Below are 24,612 nucleotides of genomic sequence, written 5' to 3'. Positions count from 1 at the left end.
CTTGTGAGGGCACCATAAAAGGCGGCCCGACTACCCTGAGTAGCCGATGGGTATCGCTCGGGTCATGAAGACCCTCCGGCCATGTACGGCTCTCGCGACGGCCCTGCTGACGACCTGGCTGACGACCGGGCCCGCGCCCGCCGCCGGGGCCTCCGCCCGCTCGGCGCTGGAGCAGCTCACCGTGCAGCCCGCCAGCGCCCGGATCCTGGCCCGCTACGACCGCGCGAAGTTCATGACCGGCTGGAGGCGCGAGGGCACCGAGGGCTGCGACACCCGCCAGACCGTCCTGATACGCGACGACCGGTCGCCCGGCTCGGGCGGCTGCGGCGACGCGACCGGCCTCTGGCACAGCCCCTACGACGACCGCACCCTGACGAACTCCGCCGAGATCGACGTCGACCACGTCGTCCCGCTGGCCAACGCCTGGATCTCCGGGGCCTGGCGGTGGAGCCCGGCCCGCCGCCACGCCTTCGCCCACGACCTCACCCGGCCCGAGCTGGTCGTGGTGAGCGAGTCGGTCAACCTCGCCAAGGGCGGCCGCAGCCCGGCCAACTGGCGACCGCCGGCGCGCGGGTACTGGTGCGCGTACGCCCGCGACTGGATCACCGTGAAGCACCACTACGACCTGTCGGTCACCCGGAGGGAGAAGGCGGCCCTGCGCGTCATGCTGCACACCTGCTGACCACCGTGATGGCAAGTACTTGCCAACTTGGAAAGTACTTGCCATCATCGAGCCATGGATCGAGACGAGGCGGCCGCCGCCCTGCGGGCGGCCGAGTCACACCGCGAAGCGGTGCGCGCGGTGAGCAGGTGGCCCGTGACCATCCTGCTCGCGCTGGGCGGCGTGCTGTTCGCGACCGAGTTCACGACGGTGTTCGTGTCCGGTCCGTGGACGTTCGTCCCCGCCTCCTGGGCCGCGCTCTGCGCGGTGTGGGTGGGCTGGTACGCCAACCGGCAGAGCGTCAAGCCGCGCGGCTACGTCCGCCGCTACTCCTTCTCGCTGGGAGCTGGGATGATGCTGCACGTCGCCTTCGTGCTCGCCGTCACGCTGGCCGGCTGGCACGGCGACCCCGTGGTCGCGCTCGTCGGCGCGGCGGTCGTGGCGGCCCCGTTCCTCATCGGTGCGTATGTGGAGAGCCGAGCCGCGTGAGTCATCCCCGCCACGATCTCGACGAGGTCATCCACTCGCCCGTCCGGATGTCCATCGTCGCCGTGCTGGCGGCGGCCGACCAGGTCGAGTTCCAGTTCGTGCGCGACGCCGTCGAGGTCACCGACCCCACCCTGTCGAAGCAGGTCACCACGCTCGAGAAGGCCGGATACGTCGAGGTCGTCAAGGGCTACCTGGGCAAGCGTCCGCGCACCTGGCTCAAGCTGACCCCCGAGGGGCGCGCGGCGTTCACCCGTCACCTGGCCGCGCTGAAGGCGATCGCCGACGGCGCCGGGATGGCGTGAAAACGATCAGACACCCCAAGGGCGCCCTTTAAGGAAGTTTTCAGGACTCGCACGTACCGTCGGTTCATGACCAAAGGGCCGAAGTCATGGTTGCTCATCGCGGCCGCCGTGGTCTGGGCCGTGGCGATCACCGCGATGGTCCTGGTCCGCGGAGGCGACCCACCCGAAGCCGCCGCTCCCAGCCCGTCACCGTCTCCCTCCGACACCCCGTTATCCGCCGCCGAGGTCTACCAGACGCTCCTCCCGTCGGTCGTCCGCATCGAGACCAAGCGTGACGAGTCCGACCACTCCAGCATGACCACCTCGGCCATCGGCACCGGCGTCATCGCCAACGCCGACGGCACCATCCTCACCGCCGCCCACGTGGTGGCCGGGGCCTCGTCCATCGAGGTCGCCTACACCGACGGCAGCCGCACCTCGGCCAAGGTCGCGGCCAGCGATGCGAAGAAGGACATCGCGACCCTCATGCCGGACAAGCTGCCCGGCACGCTCGTGCCCGCCACGCTCGGGGGCGGGGCCGAGGTCGGCGACGACGTGGTCGCGATCGGCAACCCGCTCGGGCTCACCTTCAGCACCAGCTCCGGTGTGGTCTCCGGCCTCGACCGCGAGGTCGCGGGCACCGAAGGGCACATCCAGTTCGACGCGACGGTCAACCCGGGCAGTTCCGGCGGCCCGCTCATCAACGACCGAGGCCAGGTGATCGGCATCGTCGTCTCCCTCGCGAACCCCACCGACGCCGGCACGTTCATCGGGATCGGCTTCGCCATGCCCATCGGCACCGCGATCGGCGACGGCCCGGCCCCGCCCCTGTGAGGAAGGACCCTCCCCCGTGAGTTGGAACGACCCCGAGAACGTCCCGTCGGGCCCGATCGAGAAGCTCCTGTACGAGGTCAAGAAGACCATCGTCGGCCAGGACGCCCTCCTGGAGCGCATGCTCGTCGCCCTGCTGGCGCGCGGGCACATCCTCGTCGAGGGCGTGCCCGGCCTCGCCAAGACGCTGGCTGTGAAGTCGCTGGCCGAGGCGATGGGCGGCGACTTCCGGCGGGTGCAGTTCACCCCCGACCTGGTGCCCGCCGACATCGTCGGCACCCGCGTCTACCACCAGCCGAGCGGCGAGTTCCAGGTCCAGCTCGGGCCGGTGTTCACCAACCTGCTGCTGGCCGACGAGATCAACCGGGCCCCGGCGAAGGTGCAGAGCGCCCTGCTGGAGGTCATGCAGGAACGCCAGGTCACCATCGGCCGCGAGACCCACCGGGTGCCGAACCCGTTCCTGGTCATGGCCACCCAGAACCCGATCGAGAACGAGGGCGTCTATCCGCTGCCCGAGGCGCAGGTCGACCGGTTCATGATGAAGGTCCTGGTCGGCTACCCGAGCACGACCGAGGAGTTCGTGGTCGTCGAGCGGGCCCTCACCCGCACGGCCGCCATCCAGAAGATCATCGAGCCGGAGAACCTGAAGAACCTCCAGCAGGAGGCCGACCAGGTCTACGTCGACCCGTCGCTGATCGAATACTCCGTCCAGCTCGCCCACGCCAGCCGCGACCCCGCCCGCGTCGGCCAGCACGACCTGGCCAGATACGTCACCTACGGCGCCAGCCCCCGCGCGTCGATCAACCTGGTGCTCGCGGGCCGCGCGCTGGCCTACATCCGGGGGCGGGAGTACGTCGTACCCGAGGACCTGCTCGACCTCGCCCTCGACGTCTTCCGGCACCGGCTGGTCCTGTCGTACGAGGCCCTGTCCGACGACGTGACGGCCGACCTGATCCTGTCGAAGATCCTGGCGAACCTGCCGGTGCCGAGGCCGGCCGGCCGGGGACGCTGACCGATGGCCTCCCCGCCCGACCGGCTGCTGCGCCGCCTGGAGTGGCGGCTGAGCAGACGGCTCGACGGCCGGCTGCAGGGCGCCTACCGCACGGTGTGGCGCGGCGCCGGCATCGACTTCACCGACCTGCGCGCCTACCTGCCCGAAGACGACGTGCGGCACATCGACTGGAACGTCACCGCGCGGCTCGACGAGCCCTTCGTACGGCTCTACACCGAAGACCGCGAGATGACCGCCTGGCTGGTCATCGACCGGTCGGCTTCGATGCGGGCCGGCAAGACCGAGGCCGCCACCGAACTGGCGGTCAGCATCGCCCGGATCGTCTCCCGGGGCGGCAACAAGGTCGGCGCCATCCTGTACGACAACACCGACCACCGCCTGATCCCGCCGCGCACCGGTCGCGACCAGGTGCTCCGCCTGGCCAGAGACCTGATGCGCGAGTCGGCGTACGCCAAGGCGACCACCGACCTGGCCGGGATGCTCAAGCTGGCCGCCGCGACCATCCGGCAGCGCAGCCTGGTCGTCGTCATGTCCGACTTCATCGGCGACCCCGGCTGGGAGAAGCCGCTCGGGATGCTCACCCACCGGCACGAGGTCGTGGTCGTCCGCGTCGTCGAACCGTCGGAGCTCGAACTGCCCGTCCTCGGCCTCATCGTGGTCGAGGACGCCGAGACCGGCGAGCAGCTGCTCGTCGACTCCAGCGATCCGCTGCTGCGCGGACGGCTGGCGGAGCAGGTCGCGGCGCGGGAGGCCCAGCTGGCCGACAGCATGCGGAAGGCAGGGGTCGACGCCCACCGCGTCACGACAGACCATGACCTGGTGGCCACCCTGCTCGGCCTGGTCAACGGACGGAGGGCCCGGTGACCTTCGACCAACCCCTCGTGCTGGCGCTCGCCGTGCTGCTCACGATCGGCGCGGTGGCGGCGTACGTCGCGGTCCAGAGGCGGCGCAACGCCACCCTCGCGGCGGCCGGTTTCGCCGGCCTGGCCGGCGGCGGCCTGCGCAGGCATCTCCCGTACGCCCTCCTCCTCGCCGCCCTGCCGATCCTGCTGACCGGGCTGGCCCGCCCGCAGGCCGAGGTCAGCGTGCCGCGCGTCTCGGGCATCGTGCTGCTGGCCTTCGACATCTCCAACAGCATGAAGGCCGACGACGTGCGGCCCTCCCGGCTGGCCGCCGCGCAGGCCGCCGCCAAGGGCTTCGTCGACAGGCAGCCCTCCACGGTGGACGTCGGGGTCATCCTCTTCGGCGACCAGGCGCTGCTCACCCAGGCCCCGACCGACGACCGCGGCGCGGTGCTGGCCGCGATCGGCCGGGCCGGGGCGAGCGGCGGCACCTCGCTCGGCCGGGCCATCCTCGTCGGGCTCGGCACCATCACCGGGAAGCCGGTCGTCCTGCCGGAAGAGGGGCAGCAGCCGCAGAGCCTCGGCTACTTCCCCGAGGCGACGATCGTCGTCTTCTCCGACGGCCAGGAGACGGGCGGACCCGACGTCGCGCTGGCGGCCGAACTCGCGGCGGCGTCGGGAGTGCGCGTCCAGACCGTCGGCGTCGGCACGGCCAGGGGCTCGACCGTCGAGGTCGACGGCTTCCGGCTGGCCACCGCCCTCGACGCGGACCTGCTCTCCTCGGTCGCCCAGATCACCGGCGGGAAGTACCACGAGGCCGCCGACGCGCAGGCGCTGGCCGCCTCGACCGACGCCATCGACCTGCGGCTCACCTTCAAGAAAGAGCCCCTGGAACTGACCGCTCCGTTCGCCGGGGCCGGGCTGCTGCTGCTCACCCTGGGCGGCCTGCTCGGCACCCGCTGGCACGGAAGGATCGTCTGATGTCGCTCAGCTGGCCGCTGGCCCTGCTCGCGCTGCTGGTCGTGCCGTTACTGCTGCTGGCGCGCTGGTGGTTCAACCGCCGCCGCAAGCGCTCCGCGATCGTCGTCTCCAGCGTCGGGCTGATCCGAGCGGCCATCCCCGGCCGCAGCGCGTGGCGGCGCCGGGTCCCGGTCGCGCTGTTCCTGGTCGGCCTGCTGCTCATCGGCTTCAGCCTCACCCGCCCGCAGGCCACCGTCTCGGTGCCGGCCGACAACACCTCGATCATCCTGGCCATGGACGCCTCGGGCTCGATGTGCTCGACCGACGTCGAGCCCAACCGCCTGACGGCGGCCACCGAGGCCGCCCGCGCGTTCATCGAGCAGAGCGACGACGGCACCCGGATCGGCCTGGTCGCGTTCGCCGGCATCGCCGGCCTGCTCGTCCCGCCGACCACCGAGAAAGACCAGTTGCTCGACGCCATCGAAGGCCTGCGCACCTCCCGGGGCACCGCGATCGGCCAGGCGATCCTCACCTCGATCGACACGATCGCCGAGTACAACTCCGACGTCACCGAGACCGGCGTCGACCTGAGCGCCCCGACGGGTCAGGACGGCTACGAGCCCGACACCATCGTGGTGCTGACCGACGGCTCCAACACCACCGGCGTCGACCCGATCACCGCCGCCGAACAGGCCGCCGCGCGCCGCCTGCGGGTCTTCACGATCGGCTTCGGCACGACCGAACCGGCCGCGATGGTCTGCACCGCCGACCAGGTGAGCGGCGACAACTGGCGGGGCGGCGGCGGGGGCTTCGGCCGCTGGGGCGACGACAGCGGCCTGCGCCGGGTCATGCAGATCGACGAGGAGACCCTCACCCAGGTCGCCGACACGACCGGCGGCAAGTACTTCCGCGCCGAGGACGCCGGCCAGCTCACCGACGTGCTCACCGACCTGCCGAGCGAGATCGGCCTGCACGAGGCCGAACGCGAGACGACGGTCTGGTTCGTCCTGTTCGGCACCCTGCTGACGTTCGCCGGAGTGGGCCTGTCGCTGTGGTGGAACCGGGGGCGCCAACTCATGACACGGTGACGCTAGAGTCGGACGCCATGGTACGGATCACCGAACGCCTCGCCGACCTCGCCAGCGGCGCCTTCCTCACGCAGGCGGTCGTCACCGCGAAGACGGCGCTGTCGGAGCACTTCGTGCGCGTCGAGCTCCGGTCCGACCGCTTCCGGACCGCCTCGTGGACGCCCGGCTGCAAGGTCCAGCTGCGCACCGACCGCGGCATGACCATGCGCACCTACACGCCGTTCGGGTGGGACCCCGCCGAGGGCACCGTCTCGCTGGTCGCCTACGAGCACGGCACCGGCCCGGCCGCCCGCTGGTTCGACCGGGTGACGCCCGGCGACCCCTGCGATCTGCTCGGCCCCCGCCGCTCGATCGACCTGAGCGGCGCCGCGCCCCGGCTGGTCTTCGTCGGCGACGAGACCAGCGTCGGCCTGGCCGCCGTGCTCCGGCAGACCCGGCCGGACGGCGTCACCTACGTGCTGGAGTCCACCCGCCCGGCTGAGTACACCGAGGTCCTCGCCGCGCTCGGGGTGACCGCGACGGTCGTGCCGAAGACCGCCGACCGGCGCGGCCTGCTCGACGCCGCCGGAACGGGCGCCTACGACCTCGTCGTCACCGGCGACGCCGCGACCGTGGGCCCGATCAGGCGCGCGGCCCGCGACTGGACGCCCGCGCCGGGGAAGGTCTTCGGCAAGGCGTACTGGGCCGAGGGCCGCACCGGCCTCGACTAGGCGTCTCGGGTCAGGTGTTGAGGGCCGCTAACACCACGACCGCCGCCATGACCCCCGTCATGACCCCGGCCAGCACCAGCAGCGTCACCCTGCCGATCGAGGCGGGCCATTTGGGGCGGCGGCCGGTCGCATGCGCGCAGGCGGCGTTCATGCGGTCGATGCGGGTGGCGAAGGCCCGATCATGAGTGCGCAACGAGTGTTCGATCTCCGTCAGGATGCGCTGTTCAGCCGCCGACATTCCCATGGGCGTGATCCTTCTCGTGGGGAAACCGGATGCCGTGCTACCCGGGAAATCCGCCGCCGAACCCGTCACACCGCGCTGTGCTCGGTCCATTCGTACATGCGCTGGTCACGGTGGATGACGATCAGGTCGGCCTTCTCGACGCGGGCGCGGGCCGGGGGCGCGTCGATCGCCGCGAGGGCGGCGGCGACGGCGGAATAGGGCACGGGCGCGTTGCTGTAGGCGATCGAGATGTGCGGGACGAACCCCGCCTCGCGGCCCGGCGCCATCGGCCACACCTCCGCCATCGCCTGCCGGATCGCGAGCCGCACCGCCACGACGGGCCCGGCCGGAACCGGGTCCCAGCGGACCGCCTCGCGGGTGATCACCGGCCGGGCCAGCTCGATCTCGAAGGCGGGCAGCACGGCCAGCCGCCTGGTGGCGGCCTCGACCATCAGCTTCACCTGCTCCTCGGCGACCTCGTCGACGAACCCGACCTGCTGCATGGTCAGGTGCAGCGACGCGTCGGGCACCGGGTCGAGCTCCTTCACCCCGGCGAGCCCCTGCCGGTAGACGCCCGCGAGGCGGTGCACGTCGGGGGCGTCGCGGAAGGTGAGGTGCCAGGCGTACCCCCGCCGCCCCACCCGCCAGCCGGGCCGCCACCACCAGTGGTCGGCCATCCGCTCTTCATCGCTCACGCGGTTCAGTGTGTCAAGTCAGCGCGTCAAGGTGCCAGCAACGTCAGCGTGCGGCGCGCGTGGGCGGCGGAGTCCGGGGCGGCGATCGGGTGGCGGGCCAGCACGTCCTCGTGGATCAGGAACGCGTCGGTCAGGGTGAGCGCGTGCGGCGCGAGTTCGGCGTGGGTCTCGTCGAGCAGCCCGGGAAGGGCGTCCACCTGCGCCGGGGATGTGCGCGTACCGGACCGCCGGCGCGAGCGCCTGCCGGGCCGCCCCGACCGCGCACGCGCTCATGCACAGCTTCCCGGCCGTGACCCGCCCGATGGACGTCAGCATGCGCCGCCGCCGGTTCCCCATCGCGCTGGCGAACACCCCGTCCGGCCCGATGCCGCCGTGCGGCCCCTGGAGGAGGGCGTCCGGGCCGAGCCTGACCTGGTCGAACGTGGTGAGACAGTGGTCGACCGCGGGGCGCGCCTTCGGCTGCAGCAGGTCGACGCGGACACCCGGGGCGTCGAGCGGGACGACGAACAGGAACACCCCTGGTCGGTCGTGCCGTGTCCGGTACGTCCTGGTCGACGACCCTCAGCCGGTCATAGGTGGCCGCGATCCGCTCCTCGTAGCCCAGCCCGGTGAGCTCGGCCGGGTCGAATCTGGCGAACAGGGCCGCCAGGGCGCGTGCACGTCCGCGAACCGGAACCCGAACAACGCCTCGGCCAGCGCCGCAGCAGCCACCATGACCCACTTTCAGGAGAGATTGATCTTGCCGACCACAGTAAGCACCCTCCGCGATCAAGTGGTGACAATGAGCTTCCGCTTAGGGTGGATATGACCCCGTTCCGACGTGGGAGGCATCGATGAGCGACAACCCGATCCTGGTCACCGGCGCGACCGGCAAGACAGGCGCCCAGGTGGTCGGCGACCTGCTCGACCACGGCCTGCGCGTCCGCGCCCTGGTCCACCGCGAAGACGACCGCTCGGCCTGGCTGTCGAAACAGGGCGCCGAGATCGTCACCGGCGACCTGCTCGACGTCGACGCCGTCGCCCGCGCCCTCGACGACGTCCGCCGGGCTTACTTCGTCTACCCGATCCTCCCCGGCCTCGTCGAGGCGACCACGACCTTCGCCCAGGCCGGCGCGGAGAACGGCCTCGAAGTGGTGGTCAACATGTCGCAGACCCCCGCCCGCCGAGACTCCGCGAGCACGGCCGCCCGCCAGCACTGGCTAGGCGAGCGCGTCCTCGACTGGGCCCCGGTGGGCGCCGTCCACCTGCGGCCGACGTTCTTCGCCGAATGGCTGCCGATCAACTGGCAGTTCATCGACGGCAGCGGCGTCCTGCGCCTCCCCTTCGGCGACGGCCGCCACGCCCCCATCGCCGCCGCCGACCAGGCCCGCGTGATCTCCGCCATCCTCAGAGACCCCGCCGACCACATCGGCCACTCCTACCCGCTTTACGGCCCGGTCGAGCTGAACCACCACGAGATCGCCCAGATCATGTCGGAGACCCTGGGCATCCCGGTCCGCTACGAGCCGATCACCACCGAGGCCTACGCCGACACGCTCCGGACGGCCGGCAGCCCGGAGCACCTCATCCAGCACCTGACCTCGGTGGCCATCGACTACCGCAACGGCCTGCTGGCGGGCACCGACGAGATCATCGAGCAGATCACCGGCCAAAAGCCCCAGACCGTGGAGCAGTACGTGCGAACCAACCGCGACCTGTTCTTCGGCTCGCCCACCTGATGCGACCCGTACAGGTGAACATCAAGGCCGTCGACGCCTCGGCGGTCGGCCGGTTCTGGGCGGAGGCGCTCGGGTGGAGTGCCTACAGTCCCGGCGTGACCACCTACGTCGGGCCCGACGGCGGGCTCGTCTGGCCCGACCCGGTGTTCGTCGGCGTCGACGTCGTGCCCGTACCGGAAGCCAAATCGGCGGCGAAGAACCGGGTGCACCTCGATCTCGCCACCACTTCCGCCGAGCATCAGGCCGAGCTGGTCAGCCGCCTGAGGGCGCGGGGGGCGACGCTCGCCGACGTCGGTCAGGGCGAGGTGCCGTGGACGGTTCTCGCCGACCCCGAAGGCAACGAGTTCTGCGTCCTGGAGCCACGGGAGGTCTACCGGGACACCGGCCCGATCGCGGCCGTCGTGGTCGACTGCGCCGATCCGCGCGCCATGGCCCGGTTCTGGGGTGCGGCGCTCGACTGGACCCTCCACCAGGTCACCGACGACCACGCGGTGCTGCGGTCCGCCACGGGCGGCGGGCCCTATCTCGACTTCTACCGCGCGGCCGGGCCGAAGACCGTGCCCGACCGCGTCCATCTCGACCTGCTGCCCTCGCCCGGCGCCGGCAAGGCGGCGGAGGTGGATCGGCTACGCGCCTTGGGCGCCGCCGACCTCGACCTCGGTCAGGGCGAGGTCGAGTGGTCATGCCTGGTCGACCCCGAGGGGCACGAGTTCTGCGTCCTGCGCCCTTAGCTGCAGCGGCCGAACATCTGCACGTAGGTCATGGCCGGGGTGACCGACACCGACGGGTCGGCGCTGCCGTAGGCCGCCCGCGTGTACATCTCGGTGTAGCCCGGCGTGAGGATCGTCGCGCGGTGCGGCGGGCTGCCCATCCACCAGGTCACGGCCGCGCGGGGCGTGACCGAGGCGCGGCCCCAGCCGAGGTAGGCGTTCTCGCCCACCGCCCACGAGGTCCCCTTCCGGCAGTAGCCTGCCGCCTTCGCACGTGCGGCCGGGTCGGTGCCGGTCTCCGGGTTGATGTGGACGTCGCAGCGCGACGGGTCGGACTTGAGCGGCGTGCAGTCGCCGACCTGGGCGACCGTGCCCCACCAGCGGATCCGCACGGCGTCGGCGACCTGCTTGGAGGTGGCGCTGCCCAGCGGCACCACGACGCGGCCCAGTCCGACGTACCGCTTCACCGGCTGCAGGCCGCGGGCGGTGCGCTCGGCGTTGACCAGGCAGAGCACCGACTGCTCGATCTTGCTGGTCTGCATCATGTGGTCGTAGCGGCCCCTGGCGGTGTCGGGAAGGCCGACTTCTCGCGGTAGACGAGGTCGGCGTCGGCGCAGGCGGCGGAGGTGTTCGCCAGCGCGGGGGAGGCGGGAACGGCGAGCGCGGCTGCCATCAGAACGGACGCGCCGAGGACGACAAGGCTTCTCATGTGCCGAGCGTGCGCCGGGGTGCTTGCCGACGGCTTGAGTACGCCTTTACTCAACCCCGCTGGACTAGCCTCTGACTGTGCTCGACTGGGATCACAACGCCTACTACCACCGGCTCCTGCTCAGCCACCTGCCGCCGGACCCCCGACGGGTGCTCGACGTCGGCTGCGGCTCCGGGGCCTTCGCCGCCGAGCTGGCCGGCCGCGCCGCGTGGGTCGACGGCCTCGACCGCTCCCCGGAGATGATCGAGGAGGCCGCGAGGCGTGACCTCGGCAATGTCGGCTGGGCGCTCGGCGACGTCCTGACCGACCCGCTGCCGGGCAAGGACTACGACGCGATCTTCTCGATCTGCGCCCTGCACCACATGCCCTTGCAGGAGGCGCTGCCGATCCTCGCGGCGGCCCTGCGGCCCGGCGGGGTGCTCGCCGCGATCGCGCTGCCCCGGCTCGACCTGCGCAGGGAGCTGCCCGTCGAACTGGCCGCGGCGGCCGGACATCGCGCGCTGGGCGCGGTGTTCCTGGCGAAACGGCGGCTGAACGGCGGCGGCGCGTTCGCCAAAGACGCCCTGCACGACGCCATGCCCATGGTGCTGACCCCGCCGCTGACCACCCGGGAGGTCGCCCGCGAAGCCGCCGCGCTGCTGCCGGGCGCGCGGGTGCGGCGGCTCGTCTTCTGGCGCTACCTCCTGACCTGGGAGAAGCCCGCAGGCTGAGTCACCCGCCCAGCGCGGCCAGGAGAGGAGGGTCAGTCGGTGGTGAGGGCGTCCATCAGGTCGCCCACCGTCGCGTCGGGCACGGCGCGGGCGACGTCGGCCAGGGCGACCATGCCCACCAGGGTGTGCCCGTCGATCACGGGCAGCCGGCGGACCTTGTGGGAGCCCATCGTCCGCAGGACCTCGCGGGCGTCGTCGTCGGCTCCGATGGTGACGACCTCGGCACCGCCCAGCTCACCGGCCAGGCACGACTTCGGGTCGCGGCCCTGGGCGATGACCTTCACCACGATGTCGCGGTCGGTCAGCATGCCCTGGAGCCGGTTGTCCTCGCCGCAGATCGGCAGCGAGCCCACATCGAGGCTGCGCATCTTCTCTGCCGCCTCGGCGATGGTCTGATCGGAGTTCACGCACTCCGCGTTCGGGGTCATGATCTCACGTGCGGTGGTCATGGCCTCTCCTTCCGTCAGCACCCCCGCTGCCCCTCTCACAGCGGTTGAAAAGCCCTAGAGATTGCGGGTGTCCCGGGGCTCGACGTAGGGCTCCTCGTCGGCGGGCCGCCCGGCGGCGATGGCCCGGCCCCGCGCGATCTCCGCGTCGAACTCCACCCCGAGCAGGATCGCGATGTTGGTGATCCACAGCCAGATCAGGAAGACCACGACCCCGGCCAGCGTCGCGTACGTCTTGCTGTACGACCCGAAGTTGGCCACGTAGAAGCCGAACAGGCCCGAGGCCACGATCCACCCGATGACCGCCACGGTGCTGCCGGGCGTGATCCACCGGAAGCCCGGGTGCTCGACGTTGGGCGCGAACCAGTAGAGCAGCGCCAGGACGAAGATGAAGACGACCACCAGAACCGGCCATTTGGCGATGTTCCAGATCGTCAGCCCGGTGTCGCCGATGCCCAGCGCCCTCCCGGCCTGCTCGGCCAGACTGCCGGTGAACACCACGGCCACGGCGCCCGCGGCCATCATGACGACCAGCACCGCGGTGATGCCCAGCCGGAGCGGCAGGGTCTTCCAGATCGGGCGGCCCTCGGGCATCTCGTACATGATGTTCGCGGCCCGCATGAACGCGCCGACGTAGCCCGACGCCGACCAGAGCGCGACGGCGAGCCCGATCACGGTGGCGATGCCGGCCGCTCCCTGGCTGCCCTGCAGCGACTGGAGCACCGTGTCGATGATCTGCCGGGCCGGGCCCGGCGCGATGGCGCTGAGGTTCTCGGAGATCGGCCGCGTGGCCGACTGCCCGAACAGGCCCAGGAGCGACACCACGGCAAGCAGGGCCGGGAAGATCGACAGGATCGCGTAGTAGGTCAGCGCCGCCGCCCAGTCGGTGATCTTGTCTTCCTGGAACTCCGCGACCGTCCGCCGGAGCACCTGCCACCAGGACCGTTTGAGCACCTGCGTGGGACGGTCGGGGACCTGGGGATGGGTCATGGACCTCCGCTACCCGGGCTCCCCACCAACAGTCGTTCCATCAGCGCCTTCGGATCGGCGACCGTCAGCGTGAGCCCCGGATGGCGCAGCGGCCCGATCGGGCGGCGGAACCTGAGGCAGAGGCCCTGCCGCGTGGTGGTGCCGAAGGTCAGCCCCCGGTCGGCGAGCGAGAGCCGGGGCCCGATGGCCTTGATCGCCGAGTAGGGCCCGCTGAGCTCGACCCCGGCGATGTTGCCGAGGTCGGTCGCCGCCTTCCAGGGCCCGAACGTCACCCGGACGCCGGCGTCCCCCACCACCACCCGGCACGTGTCGGGCCGGACGCCGATGAACCCCAGGAGCCGCCGGTACCGGTCGTCGAACTCGAACTCGAACACGTCGTTGGTCATGAATGTGCCCTACCCGGGATCAGGGACGGATCGCCGGGCAGGGGGAAATCATGAAGGCACTGGTCATCAACTGCACGCTCAAGCCGTCGCCCGCGCCGTCCAACACGCAGGCCCTGGCCGACGTCGTCATCGCCGAGCTCGGCCAGAGGGGTGTGGAGGTCGAGACGGTACGCGCGGTCGACCTGAACCTGCTGCCCGGTGTCGAGACCGACATGGGACCGGGCGACGACTGGCCCGCGGTCCACGCCAAACTGCTCGAATCGGAGATCCTCGTCATCGCCACCCCCACGTGGGTGGGCCACCCGTCGTCGGTCGCCCAGCGGGTGATCGAGCGGATGGACGCCATGATCGCCGAGACCGACGACGAGGGGCGGCCGGTGGCGTACAACCGGGTGGCCGGCGTGGTCAACACCGGCAACGAGGACGGCGCCCACCACGTCATCAGCGAGATCTGCGGGGCCCTGATCGACATCGGCTTCACGATCCCCGGCCAGGCCTGGACGTACTGGCACCTGGGCCCCGGCGCGGGCCCCGACTACCTCGACGACCAGCGCGGCCACGACTGGTCCGACAAGACCGGCCGCGCCATGGCCGCCAACCTCGTCTCCGTCGCGGCGGCCCTGGCCGCCGAGCCGATCGGCACTCCGCCGGAGTGATCGGTTACGCGGGGGTGCGGCCGAGGTAGCGGAGCAGCTCGTCGGCGACGGGGGTGGCGGAGGGGTCGCCGGTGGCCTCGACGACGGCGGCGTAGGCGCCCCACTGGCGCAGCGGTTCGACGATCTGCCGCGCGGCGGCGAGCAGGTGGCCGCCGAGCTCGTCGTCGATCGGCGACGGCTGACCGGTGGCGATCGCGACGTCCCAGGCGTGCACGGCGGCGTCGAGCGCGCACATCACCATGGCCACCGGCGTGGACAGCTCGCCGTGCGGCAGCGGCGTCGGCACGGTCGCGGTGTCGTCGGACACCGTGGCCCACGCCGCCCGCCCCACCTCGACGGCGTTCTTCACCAGCTCCGCCGGGCTGCCCTCGATCGACCCGGAAGGCGAGAAGGGGTCGTAGGCCGGGCCGGGCCCGACGCCGAGCGCCCCGGCCCACACGAGCTGGTCGGCCGCGGCGTGCTGGACGACCTGGGTGACCGTCCACTCAGAGCACGGGGTGGCGGCGTCCCACTGACCGTCGCGCACACCGGCGACGGCGTTCTCAAGAGCCTGGTAGGAGGTGGCCAGAACCTCACGAGCGTTCATCGTGTACGCCTTTCGTCGTTCGCGCTGATAAGAAAAGGCTATGGGCCCATTAGGCTAGATTCCTTCCTAATAGTCCCGAGGATCAGATGGCTCCCACGACGACCCGCGTGCTCCGCCTGCTGTCGCTGCTGCAAGACCGGTCGTACACCGGCCGTGAACTGGCCGAACGTCTCGGCGTCACCGAGCGCACCCTGCGGCAGGACATCCAGCGCCTGCGCGAACTCGGTTATCCGGTGCACGCCACGCGCGGCGCGGTGGGCGGCTACCGGCTCGGGCAGGGCGCGACGATGCCCCCGCTGCTGCTCGACGACGACGAGGCGGTGGCCGTGGCGGTCGCCGTCGGCCTGGCCGAAGACGGATCCAGCGGGATCGCCGACATCGACGCCAGCCTCACCCGGGCGCTCGCCAAGCTCCAGCGGATCCTCCCGAAGCACCTCCAGCGCAAGGTGTCGGCGCTGCGGTCGGCCACCGCGGTCGGGCCCGCCACGGTCGGCTCCCGCGAGCCCGACGCACCCGTGCCCGCCGCCACGCTCACCGTCGTCGCGAGTGCGATCCGCGACGGCGCGACCCTGCTGGCGGCCCACGCCGGCGCCGAGATCGAGGTGGAGCCCTACCGCCTGATCAGCTGGCGGCGGCGCTGGTTCCTGGTCGCCTACGACCTCGGCTCGCACACCTGGCGGGCGCTGCCCGTGGCCGATCTGTCGACGGTCCGGTCGGCCTCCCGCCGCTTCGCCGCCCGCTCGCTGCCCGACGACGACCTCGTCGCGTTCGTCCTGCGCGAGGTGGCGCAGACGGGCTGGAAGGTCCAGGCCCGGGTCACCGTCCTGGCCCCCGCCGAGACCGTGGTCGCCCGCATCAACCCGGCGGTCGGCTTCGTCGAGGCCGTCGACGCCCGCACCAGCGTTTTGGTCACCGGCGCGGACGCCCTGGAGACCATCGCCATCTACCTCAGCATGCTGATGATGGACTTCCGCGTCGACGGGCCTCCCGAACTGGTCGACCACGTCCGCACCATCGCCCGCCGCTACACCGAGGCCCTCGACGGGTCGGACGGGAAGGCTCACCCCGGTCAGCTCCCCTGACAGCGCCCGGCCGGTTGCGTACGGGGCTACTCATGTGGACCGTGCCAAAAGCCCGCAGCCTGGTCTCACCCAGTCCCATCGAGAAAGGGAGAGAACCATGCTCCGCAACCTCGCTCGTGCCGGTGTGGCGTTCGCGGCCGTGGCCGGCGTCGCCCTGGCGACCGTGCCCGCCGCCCAGGCGTCCGTCGGCTACTACGTCCAGAACCAGCAGACGTCTCTGTGCGCCACCATCGCGGGCGGCGTCTCCACCGCCAACAACGTGCCGGCCGTCCAGTACTACTGCGACGGACACGGCTCCCGCCGCTGGAGCCTCGCCCCCGGCGTCGGCGGCGGCGTCAAGATCCAGAACGTCTACACCGGCAAGTGCCTCACCCCCGCCGGCGGCGTCTCCACCGACAACAACCTGCCGATCGTCCAGTTCGACTGCGACAACCACAACTCGCGCTCCTGGCACCTCAACTACACCGGGACGCCGGGCCTGTACAAACTCCAGAACGTGCAGACGGGCAAGTGCCTGACCGTCTCGGGTGGCGTATCCACCGCCCCGAACGTGCCGCTCGTGCAGTTCACCTGCGACAGCCACCCCTCGCGCGCCTGGTACGTCTACCTGTGACCCACCTGGTTTCACGTGGAACCACACCCCGGCAGGGTGTGGCTGAGTCTCGACCGGGCCGCGAATACTTTGAGGCGTGAACACGAGACGACAGCTCGGGGAGTTCCTCCAGATCCGGCGCTCCCGGCTGCGGCCCGAGGACGTGGGGGTGGCCACCTACGGTGACCGCCGCCGCGTCCCCGGGTTGCGCAGGGAGGAACTGGCGCTGCTGGCCGGGGTGAGCTCGTCGTACTACTCACGGCTGGAGCAGGGGCAGGCGGCCAACGCCTCGCCCGAGGTTCTCGACGCGCTCGCCTCGGCGCTGCGCCTGGACGACGCCGAGCGCCGCCACCTGCACGACCTGGCCGCCGGCGGCCGCCGCCGGACCGCCTCCCCCCGGCCCGCACCCGAACGTGTCACCCCCGCGACGCGTCAGCTCGTCGCGGCGCTCGGCGACGTGCCCGTGGTGGTGCTCGGCCGGCGCGGCGACGTGCTGGCCTGGAACCCCCCGGGCCACGCCCTCTACGCGGGTCATCTCGCCCCCGACCGGCGACTCACCAACATGGCCCGCCTGGTGTTCCTGGACGCCCACACCCGTGACCTCTACGCCGACTGGCCCGCCAAGGCCCGGGGCGTGGTCGCCACCCTGCGGACGACCGCCGGGCGACACCCTGACGACCCTCCGCTGGCCGCCCTGATCGGGGAGCTCTCCGTGAAGAGCCCCGAGTTCGCCGCCATGTGGGCCGACCACCGCGTCAAGACCGGCGGCGACGCGGTGTACGAGATGCGCCACCCCTTGGTGGGCGCCATACACGTGACCCAGCAGACGCTGCGGACCGCCGACGACCAGGCGGTCGTCGTCGCCACCACCGAGCCCGGGTCACCTTCACACGCCGCGATGACGCTGCTCGTCCACGGCACCGCCACGCGGTCCATGCAGCCGACCGGCTGAACCCCTCCTCTGTGCCCAGGCGCTCCGGCCGGAGCGCCCGATGCCGCACGCCCTCATACAGACAGGACCAGGAATGCGCACCAGATTGCTCGCCCTCGCGATCGTCACCGGACTCGGCCTGGCGACCGCCGCGCCGTCGAACGCCGCGACCTCCCGGATCGCCGTGCACTTCGACGTGAAGAAGGGCCAGCAGCCGGAGAACCTCGCCCTCGCCCCCGACGGCACGGCGTACGTCACCTTCGCCACCGCCCGGCAGGTCGCCGCCGTCAGCCCGTCGGGCGTGATCAAAGTCCTGGCGACCCTGCCCGCCCCCGCCGACGACGGCGCCGACGTCCCGGCCCTCGGTTTCGCCCTCACCACGGGCATCGTCCGCACCGCCGACGGCACGCTCTATTTCCTGTACGCCAGCGGCGACCCCGCCACCACCGGCCTCTACCGCCTGAACCCCGGCCGCGAACCGCGCCGCATCGCCGCCCTCCCGGCGAACGGCCTACCCAACGGGCTGGCCCTCGACGTACCGGCGAAGACCTTCTACGTGACCGACTCGGCCCTCGGCACCATCTCCACCGTGCCGCTCAAGGGCGGACCCGCCCGGACCTGGTCGTCGGCCCGCGAACTCGCCGCGACCGGATTCCTCGGGGCCAATGGGATCAAGGTCCGGCACGGCGCGGTCTGGGCCACCAACCTCGACCAGGGCACCCTGCTCCGGATCCCGATCACGCACGGCCGCCCCGGCCCCGTCGAGGTCAGGGCCACCGGTCTGGCCGGCATCGACGACATCGCCTTCGCCGGCCGGCGGGTCGTCGCGACGCTCAACGCGCCGAACAAGGTCGTCGGCATCGACGCGAAGGGCCGGGTCGCGACGCTGCTCACGGACGGCCTGCAGAACCCCACCTCGGTGGCCGTACGCGGCCGGACCCTCTATGTGCTGAGCGCCGCCTACCTCACCGCCACCGACCCCAACCTGATCCACGCCACCCTGCCCCGAGACTGAGTGGCGGGATCCGGGCTCACCGCCGGCTCAGGCGCTCCTTCTGCAGCGGCGGGAGCACCGGGCCGGCGGGCTCGTTCAGGTCGCGGTCGCGGGTCTCCGGAGCCAGCGCGACCGCGGTGAAGCAGACCAGCGCGCAGCCCGCCATCAGGATCGCGATCGGCCACGACGCGCCGCCCGCCGCCGCGGCCAGGGCCGTGGCCACCAGCGGAGCCGGGCCGCTGACCAGCGCCGCCGCCCACTCGCGCACGACGGCGACGCCGCTGTAGCGGTAGCGGGTGTCGAACAGCTCGGCGAACAGGGCGGCCTGCGCGGCGAACAGGGCGGAGATGCCCACGCCGTACGCCAGGGCCACCGACAGCACGATGAGCACCGGGTGGCCGGTGTCGAGCAGCCAGAACATCGGGAAGGAGAACAGCAGCAGGAAGAGCGCCCCGCCGAGGTACACCGGGCGCCGGCCGACCCGATCGCTGAGCAGGCCGAACAGGGGGCCGGTCACGATCGACAGGCCCGACGAGGCGAGGTTGGCGATCAGGGCCACCGTCGCGGAGACGCCGAGCGTCCGGCTGACGTACGACAGCACGAACACCTGGATGATGTAGCCCATCGCGCTGAACGGCGCGTTGGCGAAGAAGGCGACGAGCACGCTGCGCGGCTGCCGGCGCAGCACCTCCAGCATGGGGAAGCGGCTCCGCCCGCGCCTGCGCTCGCGCTCGAACACCTCCGACTCCGGCAGCCGCGACCTGACGTACAGGCCGACGCCCACGCCGACGAGGCTGAGCAGGAACGGGAGGCGCCAGGCCCACGTGTGGAAGTCGGGCAGCGCCGACACCGCCGTGAAGACAAGCGTGGCCAGCAGCATGCCGATGGCCACCCCCATCCCGGGCAGCGAGGCCCACAGCCCGCGCCGCCTCGGCTCGCTGGCCTCGGCCGCCACGACCAGCGCACCGGCGTACTCCGCGCCCGCGCCGAAGCCCTGCGCCAGCCGCAGCACCACGAGCAGGATCGGCGCGAGGACGCCGGCCGTCTCGTAGGTGGGCAGCAGTCCCATGCCCGCCGTGGAGATGCCCATCAGCAGCAACGTGGCGGCGAGCATCGGCTTGCGGCCCACCCGGTCGCCGAAGTGGCTGAACACCGCGCCGCCGATCGGCCGGGCGAGGAAGCCCACGGCGAAGGCGGCCATGGAGCCGAGCGTGCCCGCGACCGGGCTGCTGGCGGGGAAGAACTGGTCGTTGAAGATGAGCGCGGCGGCCAGCCCGAAGAGGGCGAAGTCGTAGAACTCCACGACGCTGCCCACCACCGCGGCGCTGACGACGCGTTTCGCGGTCATGATCACTTCCTCTGCAGTATCTGGGCCAGAAAGCGCCCGGACTGGTCGATGGCCATCGCGGCGGCGTGGGTGCCGCGCAGCGCGTTGAGTGCGACGAAGCCGTGGATCACTCCGTCGTAGCGTACGGAGGTGGCGATCGCGCCGGCGGAGCGCATCCGGGCCGCGTAGGCCTCGCCCTCGTCCCGCAGGACGTCGGCCTCGGCGGTGATGACCAGGGCCGCCGGGAGCCTGGCCAGGTCCTGGGCCGGCGCCCGCAGCGGGCTGGCGGTCATCTGCGCGCGGTGCGCCGGGTCGGCGAGGTACTGGTCCCAGGCCCAGCGCATGTCGGCGGCGCGCAGGAAGTAGCCCTCGGCGAACTCCCGGTAGGAGCCGGTGTCGAAGGAGGCGTCGGTGGCCGGGCAGAGCAGCAGTTGCCCGGCCAGGCCGCGCCGGTCGAGCAGGGCCAGCGCGGCGGCCAGCGCGCCGCCTTCGGCGTCTCCCGCGACCGCGATCCGGGTGGGGTCCAGGCCGTGGGCGCGGCCGTGGAGGCGCAGCCAGTCGAGCGCGGCCCGGGTCTCGTGCAGCGCCACCGGGTGGCGTGCCTCGGGCGAGCGGCTGTAGTGGACGAACGCCACGGCGGCCCCGGAGCCCCGGGCCAGTTCGCGGGCCAGCCGGCCGTGGCTGTGCTCTCCGCCGAAGACCCAGCCGCCGTGCAGGTAGACCACGACGGCGAGCGGGCCGGTGGCGTGTTCGGGGCGGAAGATCGTCACGTTGGCGTCGTCGAGATGTTCCCGGGTGACGCCCGGCACCAGCATCTCGGGGCTCTGGAGGTCGCGGATGGCGGTGCGGGCCTCGTGGGGCGGCATGCCGTACAGGAAGGGCGGCTGAGCGGTGGCGTCGGCCAGGGCTCTGGCGGCGGGCTCCAGCACGGGTCTGCGCATGACGGTTGACCTTAAGAGGAGTCAGCACGACGGACATTCGTCACATGACGTATGTCTGAGACAATTCGGATGACGATCATGGGAGGAGCCGGACCGTGAACCCCTTGATCGGGCGTGGAGCCGAGACCGCGCGCCTCGAAGCGCTCGTCGACGGCATCCGTGAACAGGGCGACTCCCTGGTGGTGCGCGGCGCACCCGGGATCGGCAAGTCGGCGCTGCTGGCGGTCGCGGCGGCCCGTGCGCGGGCCGGCGAGGTGACCGTGTCGAGCACCTCCGGCGTCCAGAGCGAGACGCATCTGCCGTTCGCGGGGCTCTACCAGCTCGTGCAGCCCCTGCTCGCATCGGCCGAGGAGCTGCCCGCCCGCCAGCGCGACGCCCTGCTGGGCGCCTTCGGCATGGTGGACGTGAGCTCCCCCGAACCGTTCCTCATCGCGCTCGCGGTGCTCAACCTGCTCGGCGAGGCCGCGGCCCAGCGGCCGCTGCTCATGATCGTGGACGACGTGCAGTGGCTCGACCGGCCCACCACCGAGGTGCTCGGCTTCGTGGCCCGGCGGGTGCGGTCGGAACCGATCGTGCTGCTGCTGGCCGTCCGCGACGACCACCCCACCAGCCTCGACGACAGCGACGTGCCCGAGCTGCGGCTGACCGGGCTGAGCCCGCACGACGCCGAGGCGCTGCTCGACTCGCGGGCCCCCGCGCTGCCGGTGGGCATGCGCTGGCGGGTGCTGGCCGAGGCGGCGGGCAACCCGCTGGCCCTGGTCGAGCTGCCCCGGGCGCTGGGGGCGGCGACCACGGGCAACCTGGAGTTCCTTCCGCTGACCGCCCGCTTGGAGCGCGCCTTCGCCGCCCGCCTGGCGCTGCTGCCGCCGAGCACCCGGCTGCTGCTGCTGGCCGCCGCCGCCAACGACGAGCCCGACCTGACCGCCGCCCTGAAGGCCGCCTCCCTCGTCGCGGGCGGCGCGACCACCGCCCACGTGCTGATCCCCGCCGCCGAGGCCGGGCTGGTCAGGGCCGACCCCGACGGCATCCACTTCCGCCACCCCCTGGTGCGCTCGGCCATCTACCAGAAGGCCGGCCCGGCCGACCGCCTGGCCGTGCACGCCGCGCTGGCCGAGGTGCACGCCGCCAACCCCGACCGCAGGACCTGGCACCGCGCCGCCGCCATCGCCCACCGGGACGACTCGGTCGCCGCCGACCTGGAACAGGTCGCCGACCGCGCCCGGCGGCGCGGCGCGATCACCGTGGCGGTGTCGGCGCTGCGCCGCGCCGCCGAGGTCGGCGAAGACCCCGACAGCCGGGTCGAACGGCTGCTGCGCGCCGCCGAACTGTCCTTCGAACTGGGCCAGACGGGCCAGATCGCCGAACTGATCGCGCTGGCCGAACCCGAGCTGGAGGGCGAGCGCCAGCAGGCGCGGCTGGCCTGGCTGAAAGAGGTGCTGGAGGAGAACCGCAACGAGGGACCGCCCCGCATCCTGCGGCTCCTCGCCGCCGCCGACAGCGTCACCGACCGGACGCTCGCGCTCAACTTCCTGCGCGCCGCCGCGCTGCGCTGCTGGTGGACCGGCTCCGGCTGGGACCTGCGGCAGCGGGTGGTCGCCATGGCCGAACGCGTGGCCACCGGCCCGGACGACCCGGAGCTGCTGCAGATCGTGGCCACCGCCAGCCCCGTCGAGAACGGCGCCCTGGTGATGGAACGCCTGGCCGGGCTACGCGGCCGGCGCTTCGACGCGCCCATGGCCAGGATCCTCGGCACGGCCGGCAGCGCGATGGGCGCCCACGACCTGGCGGTGCCGTTCCTCAACGCGGCCATCGCCGACCTGCGGTCGCAGGGCCGGCTGGGGCTGCTGGCCCAGGCGCTGGTCTCGCTGGTCTGGAGCCTGCTGTTCTGCGGCGACGCTCCGGGCGCGCTGCTGGCCGCCGAGGAGGCCGAGCGGCTGGCCGGTGAGACCGGGCAGACGCGCTGGCAGTCCTCCGCGTACGCCGGGCAGGCGATGGTCGCGGGGTTCCGCGGCGAGGAGGCGCACGGCCTGGCGCTGGCCGCCGAGAGCGAGCGCATGCTCGGCGCCCGCGCCACCAGCTCCGCGACAGCGCTCATCGAGCACGCCCGGGGCGTGATCGCGCTGTGCGCCGGACGGCACGAGGACGCCTACGGCCACCTGCGGCGCCTGTTCGACCCCGCCGACGTCGCCTTCCACCCCGTGACCCGGCTGTGGGCCATCACCGACCTGGTCGACGCCGCGCTGCCCGCCCGCCGGGAGGAGATCAGGCCCCTGCTGGCCGAGGCGGAGGAGCTCGGCGCCCAGACCCCCGCCCCCCTCCTGCACCAGGGCCTGCGGTACGCACGGGCACTCCTCGCCGACGACGAGCGCCTTTACCAAGAGGCGCTCAACGGCGAACCGTGGCCCATCGGCCGGGCCCGGCTGACGTTCGCCTACGGGGTCTGGCTGCGGCGCCGCCGCCGGATCCAGGAGGCGCGGGTGCCGCTGCGCACCGCGCGGGACTCCTTCGACGCGCTCGGCCTGCTGGCGTGGGGCGAGAAGGCCCGGCAGGAGCTGCGGGCGGCGGGCGAGGTCAGCGACCTGCGCGTGTCGAGCGGGGTCGACCGGCTGACGCCGCAGGAGCTGCACATCGCCCGGCTGGCGGCGGCCGGGCTGTCGAACCGCGAGATCGGACAGCAGCTCTACCTGTCGCACCGCACCGTCAGCACCCACCTCTACCGGCTGTTCCGCAAGCTCGGCATCACCGCGCGCGGGCAGCTGCGCGACGCACTGGGTCAGTCAGCGTACGTCGGCTGACGGATGCCGCCCGGCGACGGTGGCGCATAGCGTCACTCACGCCGGTAGTCGTCGCCTCGGGAAGGGTGCTCAGCATGGTGCCGGGCGGCACGCCCAGATCGTCGGGCAGTGTGATCATCGGACGGGCTGACGAGCGTGCGGCGCTCGATCGTTTCGTGGCCACCCTCCGCAACGGCTTCAGCGGCGTCGTCCTGCTGCGCGGTGACGCAGGCATCGGCAAGACCGCGCTGCTCGACTACGTCTCGGCGAAGGCGCTCCCCACGACCAGGGTCGCCCGGGTCGCCGGAGTGCAGGAGGAGGCGGCGTTCGCGTACGCCGCGCTGCACCGCCTGCTGATCCCGTTCCTGCACCGGCACGACCGGCTGATGCCCACGCAGGCGGGGGCCCTGCGGGTGGCGTTCGGGCTGGCCGAGGGGCCGCCTCCGGACCGGTTCCTGGTCGGTCTGGCCACGCTGAGCATGCTGGCCGACGCGACCGCCGAGCAGCCGATCCTCGTGTGCGTCGACGACGCGCAGTGGCTCGACGGCGAGTCGCTGGCGGTGCTGGCTTTCGTGGCCCGCCGGGCGTACGCCGAGGGCATCGGGCTGGTCTTCGCCATGCGTACCGAACTGCCGGGCCTGGCCGGGCTGCCGGTGACCGAGGTGACCGGGCTGCCCGAGCCGGAGGCGCTGGAACTCCTGCGGGCCACCGTCGGCGGCACCCTCGACGAACGGGTCGCCGCCCGGATCGTCGCGGCCACGTCGGGGAACCCGCTCGCCCTCACCGACCTGGGCCGGGAGTTGTCGTCGGAGCAGCTCCGGGGCGGTCGTTCGCTGCCCGACCCGCTGCCGATCGGCAGCAGGCTGGAAGAGCTCTACCTCCGGCAGGTGCGCCACCTGCCGCCCGACACGCAGGCCTGGCTGCTGCTGGCCGCCGCCGAACCGGGCGGCGACCTGGCCTACATCTCCGCCGCGGCCGACACCCTTGGATTGAGGCTGGCAGCCACCGCGCCGGCCGAGGCGTCCCGGCTGCTCTCGGTGGGGGCCACCGCCGCGTTCCGCCATCCGCTGATCCGCTCGGCCGTCTACGGCGGCGCGACCAGCGTGGCCCGCCGGCACGCCCACCGCGCGCTGGCCGAGGCGACCACGCGTCCGGCCGACGTCGACCGGCGGGCCTGGCACCTGGCAGCCGCGTGCCTGCTGCCCGACGAGCAGGTGGCGGCCGAGCTCGAACGGTCCGCCGACCGGGCGGGCGCGCGTGGTGGCTTC

At 72.5% G+C, this 24,612-nt stretch carries 30 protein-coding genes; 19 read left to right on the top strand and 11 right to left on the bottom strand.

Features of this window, described 5'->3' with window-relative positions; genetic code table 11:
- The first annotated feature begins 64 nt into the window (after positions 1–64).
- The 9 genes from FDA94_RS22110 (at position 65) to FDA94_RS22070 (ending at position 6,874) form a co-directional block, all read left to right on the top strand.
- The gene (locus tag FDA94_RS22110; RefSeq protein WP_246060086.1) at positions 65–682 is read left to right on the top strand and encodes an HNH endonuclease family protein; all 618 of its coding nucleotides are present in this window, start codon (positions 65–67) and stop codon (positions 680–682) included.
- A 54-nt stretch (positions 683–736) separates the two neighbouring features.
- Positions 737–1,150, top strand: a complete 414-nt coding sequence (locus FDA94_RS40000; RefSeq protein ID WP_137248993.1) for a hypothetical protein — start codon at positions 737–739, stop codon at positions 1,148–1,150.
- Complete coding sequence (locus FDA94_RS39995; protein WP_212735444.1) at positions 1,147–1,452, top strand: winged helix-turn-helix domain-containing protein; 306 nt, start codon at positions 1,147–1,149, stop codon at positions 1,450–1,452. The genes FDA94_RS40000 and FDA94_RS39995 overlap by 4 nt, the downstream gene beginning before the upstream one ends.
- Positions 1,453–1,518: 66 nt before the next feature.
- Positions 1,519–2,265, top strand: a complete 747-nt coding sequence (locus FDA94_RS22095) for a S1C family serine protease (protein WP_137248992.1) — start codon at positions 1,519–1,521, stop codon at positions 2,263–2,265.
- A gap of 16 nt (positions 2,266–2,281) precedes the next feature.
- Positions 2,282–3,274 carry an AAA family ATPase gene (locus FDA94_RS22090; RefSeq protein ID WP_137248991.1) on the top strand — a complete coding sequence of 331 codons (993 nt, stop codon included), beginning with the start codon at positions 2,282–2,284 and terminating at the stop codon, positions 3,272–3,274.
- Between the two features lie 3 nt (positions 3,275–3,277).
- Positions 3,278–4,138, top strand: a complete 861-nt coding sequence (locus tag FDA94_RS22085; protein WP_137248990.1) for a DUF58 domain-containing protein — start codon at positions 3,278–3,280, stop codon at positions 4,136–4,138.
- Entirely contained in the window at positions 4,135–5,097 is a 963-nt protein-coding gene (locus FDA94_RS22080; protein ID WP_137248989.1) for a VWA domain-containing protein, read from the top strand. The genes FDA94_RS22085 and FDA94_RS22080 overlap by 4 nt, the downstream gene beginning before the upstream one ends.
- Positions 5,097–6,164 (top strand): VWA domain-containing protein, encoded by a 1,068-nt coding sequence (locus FDA94_RS22075; RefSeq protein WP_137248988.1) that lies wholly within the window; start codon positions 5,097–5,099, stop codon positions 6,162–6,164. Before FDA94_RS22080 ends, FDA94_RS22075 begins: the two co-directional genes overlap by 1 nt.
- Before the next feature lie 17 nt (positions 6,165–6,181).
- Positions 6,182–6,874, top strand: coding sequence for a siderophore-interacting protein (locus FDA94_RS22070; protein ID WP_137248987.1), 693 nt, complete (start codon positions 6,182–6,184; stop codon positions 6,872–6,874).
- 10 nt (positions 6,875–6,884) lie between these two features.
- Here FDA94_RS22070 and FDA94_RS22065 read toward each other — a convergent pair whose 3' ends face one another.
- The 3 genes from FDA94_RS22065 to FDA94_RS39345 all read right to left on the bottom strand — a co-directional run bounded on the left by FDA94_RS22065 (position 6,885) and on the right by FDA94_RS39345 (position 7,989).
- Positions 6,885–7,118 carry a DUF3040 domain-containing protein gene (locus FDA94_RS22065; RefSeq protein WP_170991061.1) on the bottom strand — a complete coding sequence of 78 codons (234 nt, stop codon included), beginning with the start codon at positions 7,116–7,118 and terminating at the stop codon, positions 6,885–6,887.
- A gap of 65 nt (positions 7,119–7,183) precedes the next feature.
- Positions 7,184–7,792: a 2'-5' RNA ligase family protein gene (locus FDA94_RS22060; RefSeq protein WP_212735443.1), complete on the bottom strand. Its 609-nt coding sequence runs from the start codon at positions 7,790–7,792 to the stop codon at positions 7,184–7,186.
- A gap of 26 nt (positions 7,793–7,818) precedes the next feature.
- A complete protein-coding gene (locus tag FDA94_RS39345; protein ID WP_170991060.1) occupies positions 7,819–7,989 on the bottom strand; it encodes a hypothetical protein in 171 nt (56 codons plus the stop codon).
- A 636-nt stretch (positions 7,990–8,625) separates the two neighbouring features.
- On the opposite strand from FDA94_RS39345, the gene FDA94_RS22055 reads away from it, so the two are divergent.
- Positions 8,626–9,510, top strand: a complete 885-nt coding sequence (locus tag FDA94_RS22055; protein WP_137248985.1) for an NmrA family NAD(P)-binding protein — start codon at positions 8,626–8,628, stop codon at positions 9,508–9,510.
- Positions 9,510–10,241, top strand: coding sequence for a VOC family protein (locus FDA94_RS22050; protein ID WP_137248984.1), 732 nt, complete (start codon positions 9,510–9,512; stop codon positions 10,239–10,241). Before FDA94_RS22055 ends, FDA94_RS22050 begins: the two co-directional genes overlap by 1 nt.
- On the opposite strand, the gene FDA94_RS22045 is transcribed toward FDA94_RS22050, so the two are convergent.
- Both FDA94_RS22045 and FDA94_RS39340 read right to left on the bottom strand, forming a co-directional pair.
- Positions 10,238–10,762, bottom strand: coding sequence for a CAP domain-containing protein (locus tag FDA94_RS22045; RefSeq protein ID WP_137248983.1), 525 nt, complete (start codon positions 10,760–10,762; stop codon positions 10,238–10,240). The genes FDA94_RS22050 and FDA94_RS22045 overlap by 4 nt on opposite strands.
- Positions 10,762–10,929, bottom strand: coding sequence for a hypothetical protein (locus FDA94_RS39340; RefSeq protein WP_170991059.1), 168 nt, complete (start codon positions 10,927–10,929; stop codon positions 10,762–10,764). Before FDA94_RS39340 ends, FDA94_RS22045 begins: the two co-directional genes overlap by 1 nt.
- A gap of 77 nt (positions 10,930–11,006) precedes the next feature.
- Between FDA94_RS39340 and FDA94_RS22040 the strand changes: the two genes are divergently transcribed.
- Positions 11,007–11,639: a class I SAM-dependent methyltransferase gene (locus FDA94_RS22040; protein WP_137248982.1), complete on the top strand. Its 633-nt coding sequence runs from the start codon at positions 11,007–11,009 to the stop codon at positions 11,637–11,639.
- A 32-nt stretch (positions 11,640–11,671) separates the two neighbouring features.
- Here the strand turns inward: FDA94_RS22040 and FDA94_RS22035 are convergent, their stop codons facing one another.
- From FDA94_RS22035 to FDA94_RS22025, 3 genes are read right to left on the bottom strand one after another with little or no spacing between them, the layout of a single operon-like run.
- Positions 11,672–12,088: a CBS domain-containing protein gene (locus FDA94_RS22035; RefSeq protein WP_137248981.1), complete on the bottom strand. Its 417-nt coding sequence runs from the start codon at positions 12,086–12,088 to the stop codon at positions 11,672–11,674.
- A gap of 54 nt (positions 12,089–12,142) precedes the next feature.
- On the bottom strand, positions 12,143–13,075 hold the full coding sequence (locus FDA94_RS22030; RefSeq protein ID WP_137248980.1) for a YihY/virulence factor BrkB family protein: 933 nt from the start codon (positions 13,073–13,075) through the stop codon (positions 12,143–12,145).
- Positions 13,072–13,461, bottom strand: coding sequence for a hypothetical protein (locus FDA94_RS22025; protein WP_137248979.1), 390 nt, complete (start codon positions 13,459–13,461; stop codon positions 13,072–13,074). The genes FDA94_RS22030 and FDA94_RS22025 overlap by 4 nt, the downstream gene beginning before the upstream one ends.
- Positions 13,462–13,511: 50 nt before the next feature.
- On the opposite strand from FDA94_RS22025, the gene FDA94_RS22020 reads away from it, so the two are divergent.
- Positions 13,512–14,117, top strand: coding sequence for a flavodoxin family protein (locus FDA94_RS22020; RefSeq protein ID WP_137248978.1), 606 nt, complete (start codon positions 13,512–13,514; stop codon positions 14,115–14,117).
- A 4-nt stretch (positions 14,118–14,121) separates the two neighbouring features.
- Here FDA94_RS22020 and FDA94_RS22015 read toward each other — a convergent pair whose 3' ends face one another.
- On the bottom strand, positions 14,122–14,703 hold the full coding sequence (locus FDA94_RS22015; protein ID WP_137248977.1) for a TIGR03086 family metal-binding protein: 582 nt from the start codon (positions 14,701–14,703) through the stop codon (positions 14,122–14,124).
- A gap of 86 nt (positions 14,704–14,789) precedes the next feature.
- On the opposite strand from FDA94_RS22015, the gene FDA94_RS22010 reads away from it, so the two are divergent.
- The 4 genes from FDA94_RS22010 (at position 14,790) to FDA94_RS21995 (ending at position 18,323) form a co-directional block, all read left to right on the top strand.
- Entirely contained in the window at positions 14,790–15,785 is a 996-nt protein-coding gene (locus FDA94_RS22010; RefSeq protein ID WP_137248976.1) for a helix-turn-helix transcriptional regulator, read from the top strand.
- A gap of 97 nt (positions 15,786–15,882) precedes the next feature.
- Positions 15,883–16,398 (top strand): RICIN domain-containing protein, encoded by a 516-nt coding sequence (locus tag FDA94_RS22005; RefSeq protein WP_137248975.1) that lies wholly within the window; start codon positions 15,883–15,885, stop codon positions 16,396–16,398.
- 76 nt (positions 16,399–16,474) lie between these two features.
- Entirely contained in the window at positions 16,475–17,329 is an 855-nt protein-coding gene (locus FDA94_RS22000; protein ID WP_137248974.1) for a helix-turn-helix domain-containing protein, read from the top strand.
- A gap of 73 nt (positions 17,330–17,402) precedes the next feature.
- Positions 17,403–18,323 carry an SMP-30/gluconolactonase/LRE family protein gene (locus tag FDA94_RS21995; protein WP_137248973.1) on the top strand — a complete coding sequence of 307 codons (921 nt, stop codon included), beginning with the start codon at positions 17,403–17,405 and terminating at the stop codon, positions 18,321–18,323.
- A gap of 16 nt (positions 18,324–18,339) precedes the next feature.
- On the opposite strand, the gene FDA94_RS21990 is transcribed toward FDA94_RS21995, so the two are convergent.
- Together FDA94_RS21990 and FDA94_RS21985 are read right to left on the bottom strand one after the other, a co-directional pair.
- Entirely contained in the window at positions 18,340–19,650 is a 1,311-nt protein-coding gene (locus tag FDA94_RS21990; RefSeq protein WP_137248972.1) for an MFS transporter, read from the bottom strand.
- Positions 19,651–19,652: 2 nt separating this feature from the next.
- Positions 19,653–20,570 carry an alpha/beta hydrolase gene (locus tag FDA94_RS21985; RefSeq protein WP_137248971.1) on the bottom strand — a complete coding sequence of 306 codons (918 nt, stop codon included), beginning with the start codon at positions 20,568–20,570 and terminating at the stop codon, positions 19,653–19,655.
- A gap of 95 nt (positions 20,571–20,665) precedes the next feature.
- Here FDA94_RS21985 and FDA94_RS21980 point away from each other — a divergent pair, with 95 nt between their 5' ends.
- Positions 20,666–23,365: an ATP-binding protein gene (locus tag FDA94_RS21980; RefSeq protein WP_137248970.1), complete on the top strand. Its 2,700-nt coding sequence runs from the start codon at positions 20,666–20,668 to the stop codon at positions 23,363–23,365.
- A gap of 74 nt (positions 23,366–23,439) precedes the next feature.
- Positions 23,440–24,612 (top strand): AAA family ATPase (locus tag FDA94_RS21975; protein ID WP_170991076.1); only part of this gene is annotated, 1,173 nt, incomplete at its 3' end.

It is taken from the genome of Herbidospora galbida, from assembly GCF_005233835.1.
Classification (GTDB): Bacteria; Actinomycetota; Actinomycetes; order Streptosporangiales; family Streptosporangiaceae; genus Herbidospora; species Herbidospora galbida.
The sequence above is the reverse complement of the archived record's forward strand: the minus strand, read 5'-3'. Positions and strand labels throughout refer to the sequence as shown.

What these genes read in the sequence shown, in the direction of transcription:
- FDA94_RS22010 (WP_137248976.1), top strand. Translation starts at nt 14,790, where the DNA reads ATGGCTCCCACGACGACCCGCGTGCTCCGCCTGCTGTCGCTGCTGCAA.
- FDA94_RS22055 (WP_137248985.1), top strand. Translation starts at nt 8,626, where the DNA reads ATGAGCGACAACCCGATCCTGGTCACCGGCGCGACCGGCAAGACAGGC.
- FDA94_RS22035 (WP_137248981.1), bottom strand. Translation starts at nt 12,088, where the DNA reads ATGACCACCGCACGTGAGATCATGACCCCGAACGCGGAGTGCGTGAAC.
- FDA94_RS21990 (WP_137248972.1), bottom strand. Translation starts at nt 19,650, where the DNA reads ATGACCGCGAAACGCGTCGTCAGCGCCGCGGTGGTGGGCAGCGTCGTG.
- FDA94_RS22075 (WP_137248988.1), top strand. Translation starts at nt 5,097, where the DNA reads ATGTCGCTCAGCTGGCCGCTGGCCCTGCTCGCGCTGCTGGTCGTGCCG.
- FDA94_RS21995 (WP_137248973.1), top strand. Translation starts at nt 17,403, where the DNA reads ATGCGCACCAGATTGCTCGCCCTCGCGATCGTCACCGGACTCGGCCTG.
- FDA94_RS40000 (WP_137248993.1), top strand. Translation starts at nt 737, where the DNA reads ATGGATCGAGACGAGGCGGCCGCCGCCCTGCGGGCGGCCGAGTCACAC.
- FDA94_RS22045 (WP_137248983.1), bottom strand. Translation starts at nt 10,762, where the DNA reads ATGCAGACCAGCAAGATCGAGCAGTCGGTGCTCTGCCTGGTCAACGCC.
- FDA94_RS22020 (WP_137248978.1), top strand. Translation starts at nt 13,512, where the DNA reads ATGAAGGCACTGGTCATCAACTGCACGCTCAAGCCGTCGCCCGCGCCG.
- FDA94_RS22095 (WP_137248992.1), top strand. Translation starts at nt 1,519, where the DNA reads ATGACCAAAGGGCCGAAGTCATGGTTGCTCATCGCGGCCGCCGTGGTC.
- FDA94_RS22015 (WP_137248977.1), bottom strand. Translation starts at nt 14,703, where the DNA reads ATGAACGCTCGTGAGGTTCTGGCCACCTCCTACCAGGCTCTTGAGAAC.
- FDA94_RS22070 (WP_137248987.1), top strand. Translation starts at nt 6,182, where the DNA reads ATGGTACGGATCACCGAACGCCTCGCCGACCTCGCCAGCGGCGCCTTC.
- FDA94_RS22085 (WP_137248990.1), top strand. Translation starts at nt 3,278, where the DNA reads ATGGCCTCCCCGCCCGACCGGCTGCTGCGCCGCCTGGAGTGGCGGCTG.
- FDA94_RS22110 (WP_246060086.1), top strand. Translation starts at nt 65, where the DNA reads ATGAAGACCCTCCGGCCATGTACGGCTCTCGCGACGGCCCTGCTGACG.
- FDA94_RS22050 (WP_137248984.1), top strand. Translation starts at nt 9,510, where the DNA reads ATGCGACCCGTACAGGTGAACATCAAGGCCGTCGACGCCTCGGCGGTC.
- FDA94_RS22025 (WP_137248979.1), bottom strand. Translation starts at nt 13,461, where the DNA reads ATGACCAACGACGTGTTCGAGTTCGAGTTCGACGACCGGTACCGGCGG.
- FDA94_RS39340 (WP_170991059.1), bottom strand. Translation starts at nt 10,929, where the DNA reads ATGAGAAGCCTTGTCGTCCTCGGCGCGTCCGTTCTGATGGCAGCCGCG.
- FDA94_RS22005 (WP_137248975.1), top strand. Translation starts at nt 15,883, where the DNA reads ATGCTCCGCAACCTCGCTCGTGCCGGTGTGGCGTTCGCGGCCGTGGCC.
- FDA94_RS22065 (WP_170991061.1), bottom strand. Translation starts at nt 7,118, where the DNA reads ATGGGAATGTCGGCGGCTGAACAGCGCATCCTGACGGAGATCGAACAC.
- FDA94_RS21985 (WP_137248971.1), bottom strand. Translation starts at nt 20,570, where the DNA reads ATGCGCAGACCCGTGCTGGAGCCCGCCGCCAGAGCCCTGGCCGACGCC.
- FDA94_RS22030 (WP_137248980.1), bottom strand. Translation starts at nt 13,075, where the DNA reads ATGACCCATCCCCAGGTCCCCGACCGTCCCACGCAGGTGCTCAAACGG.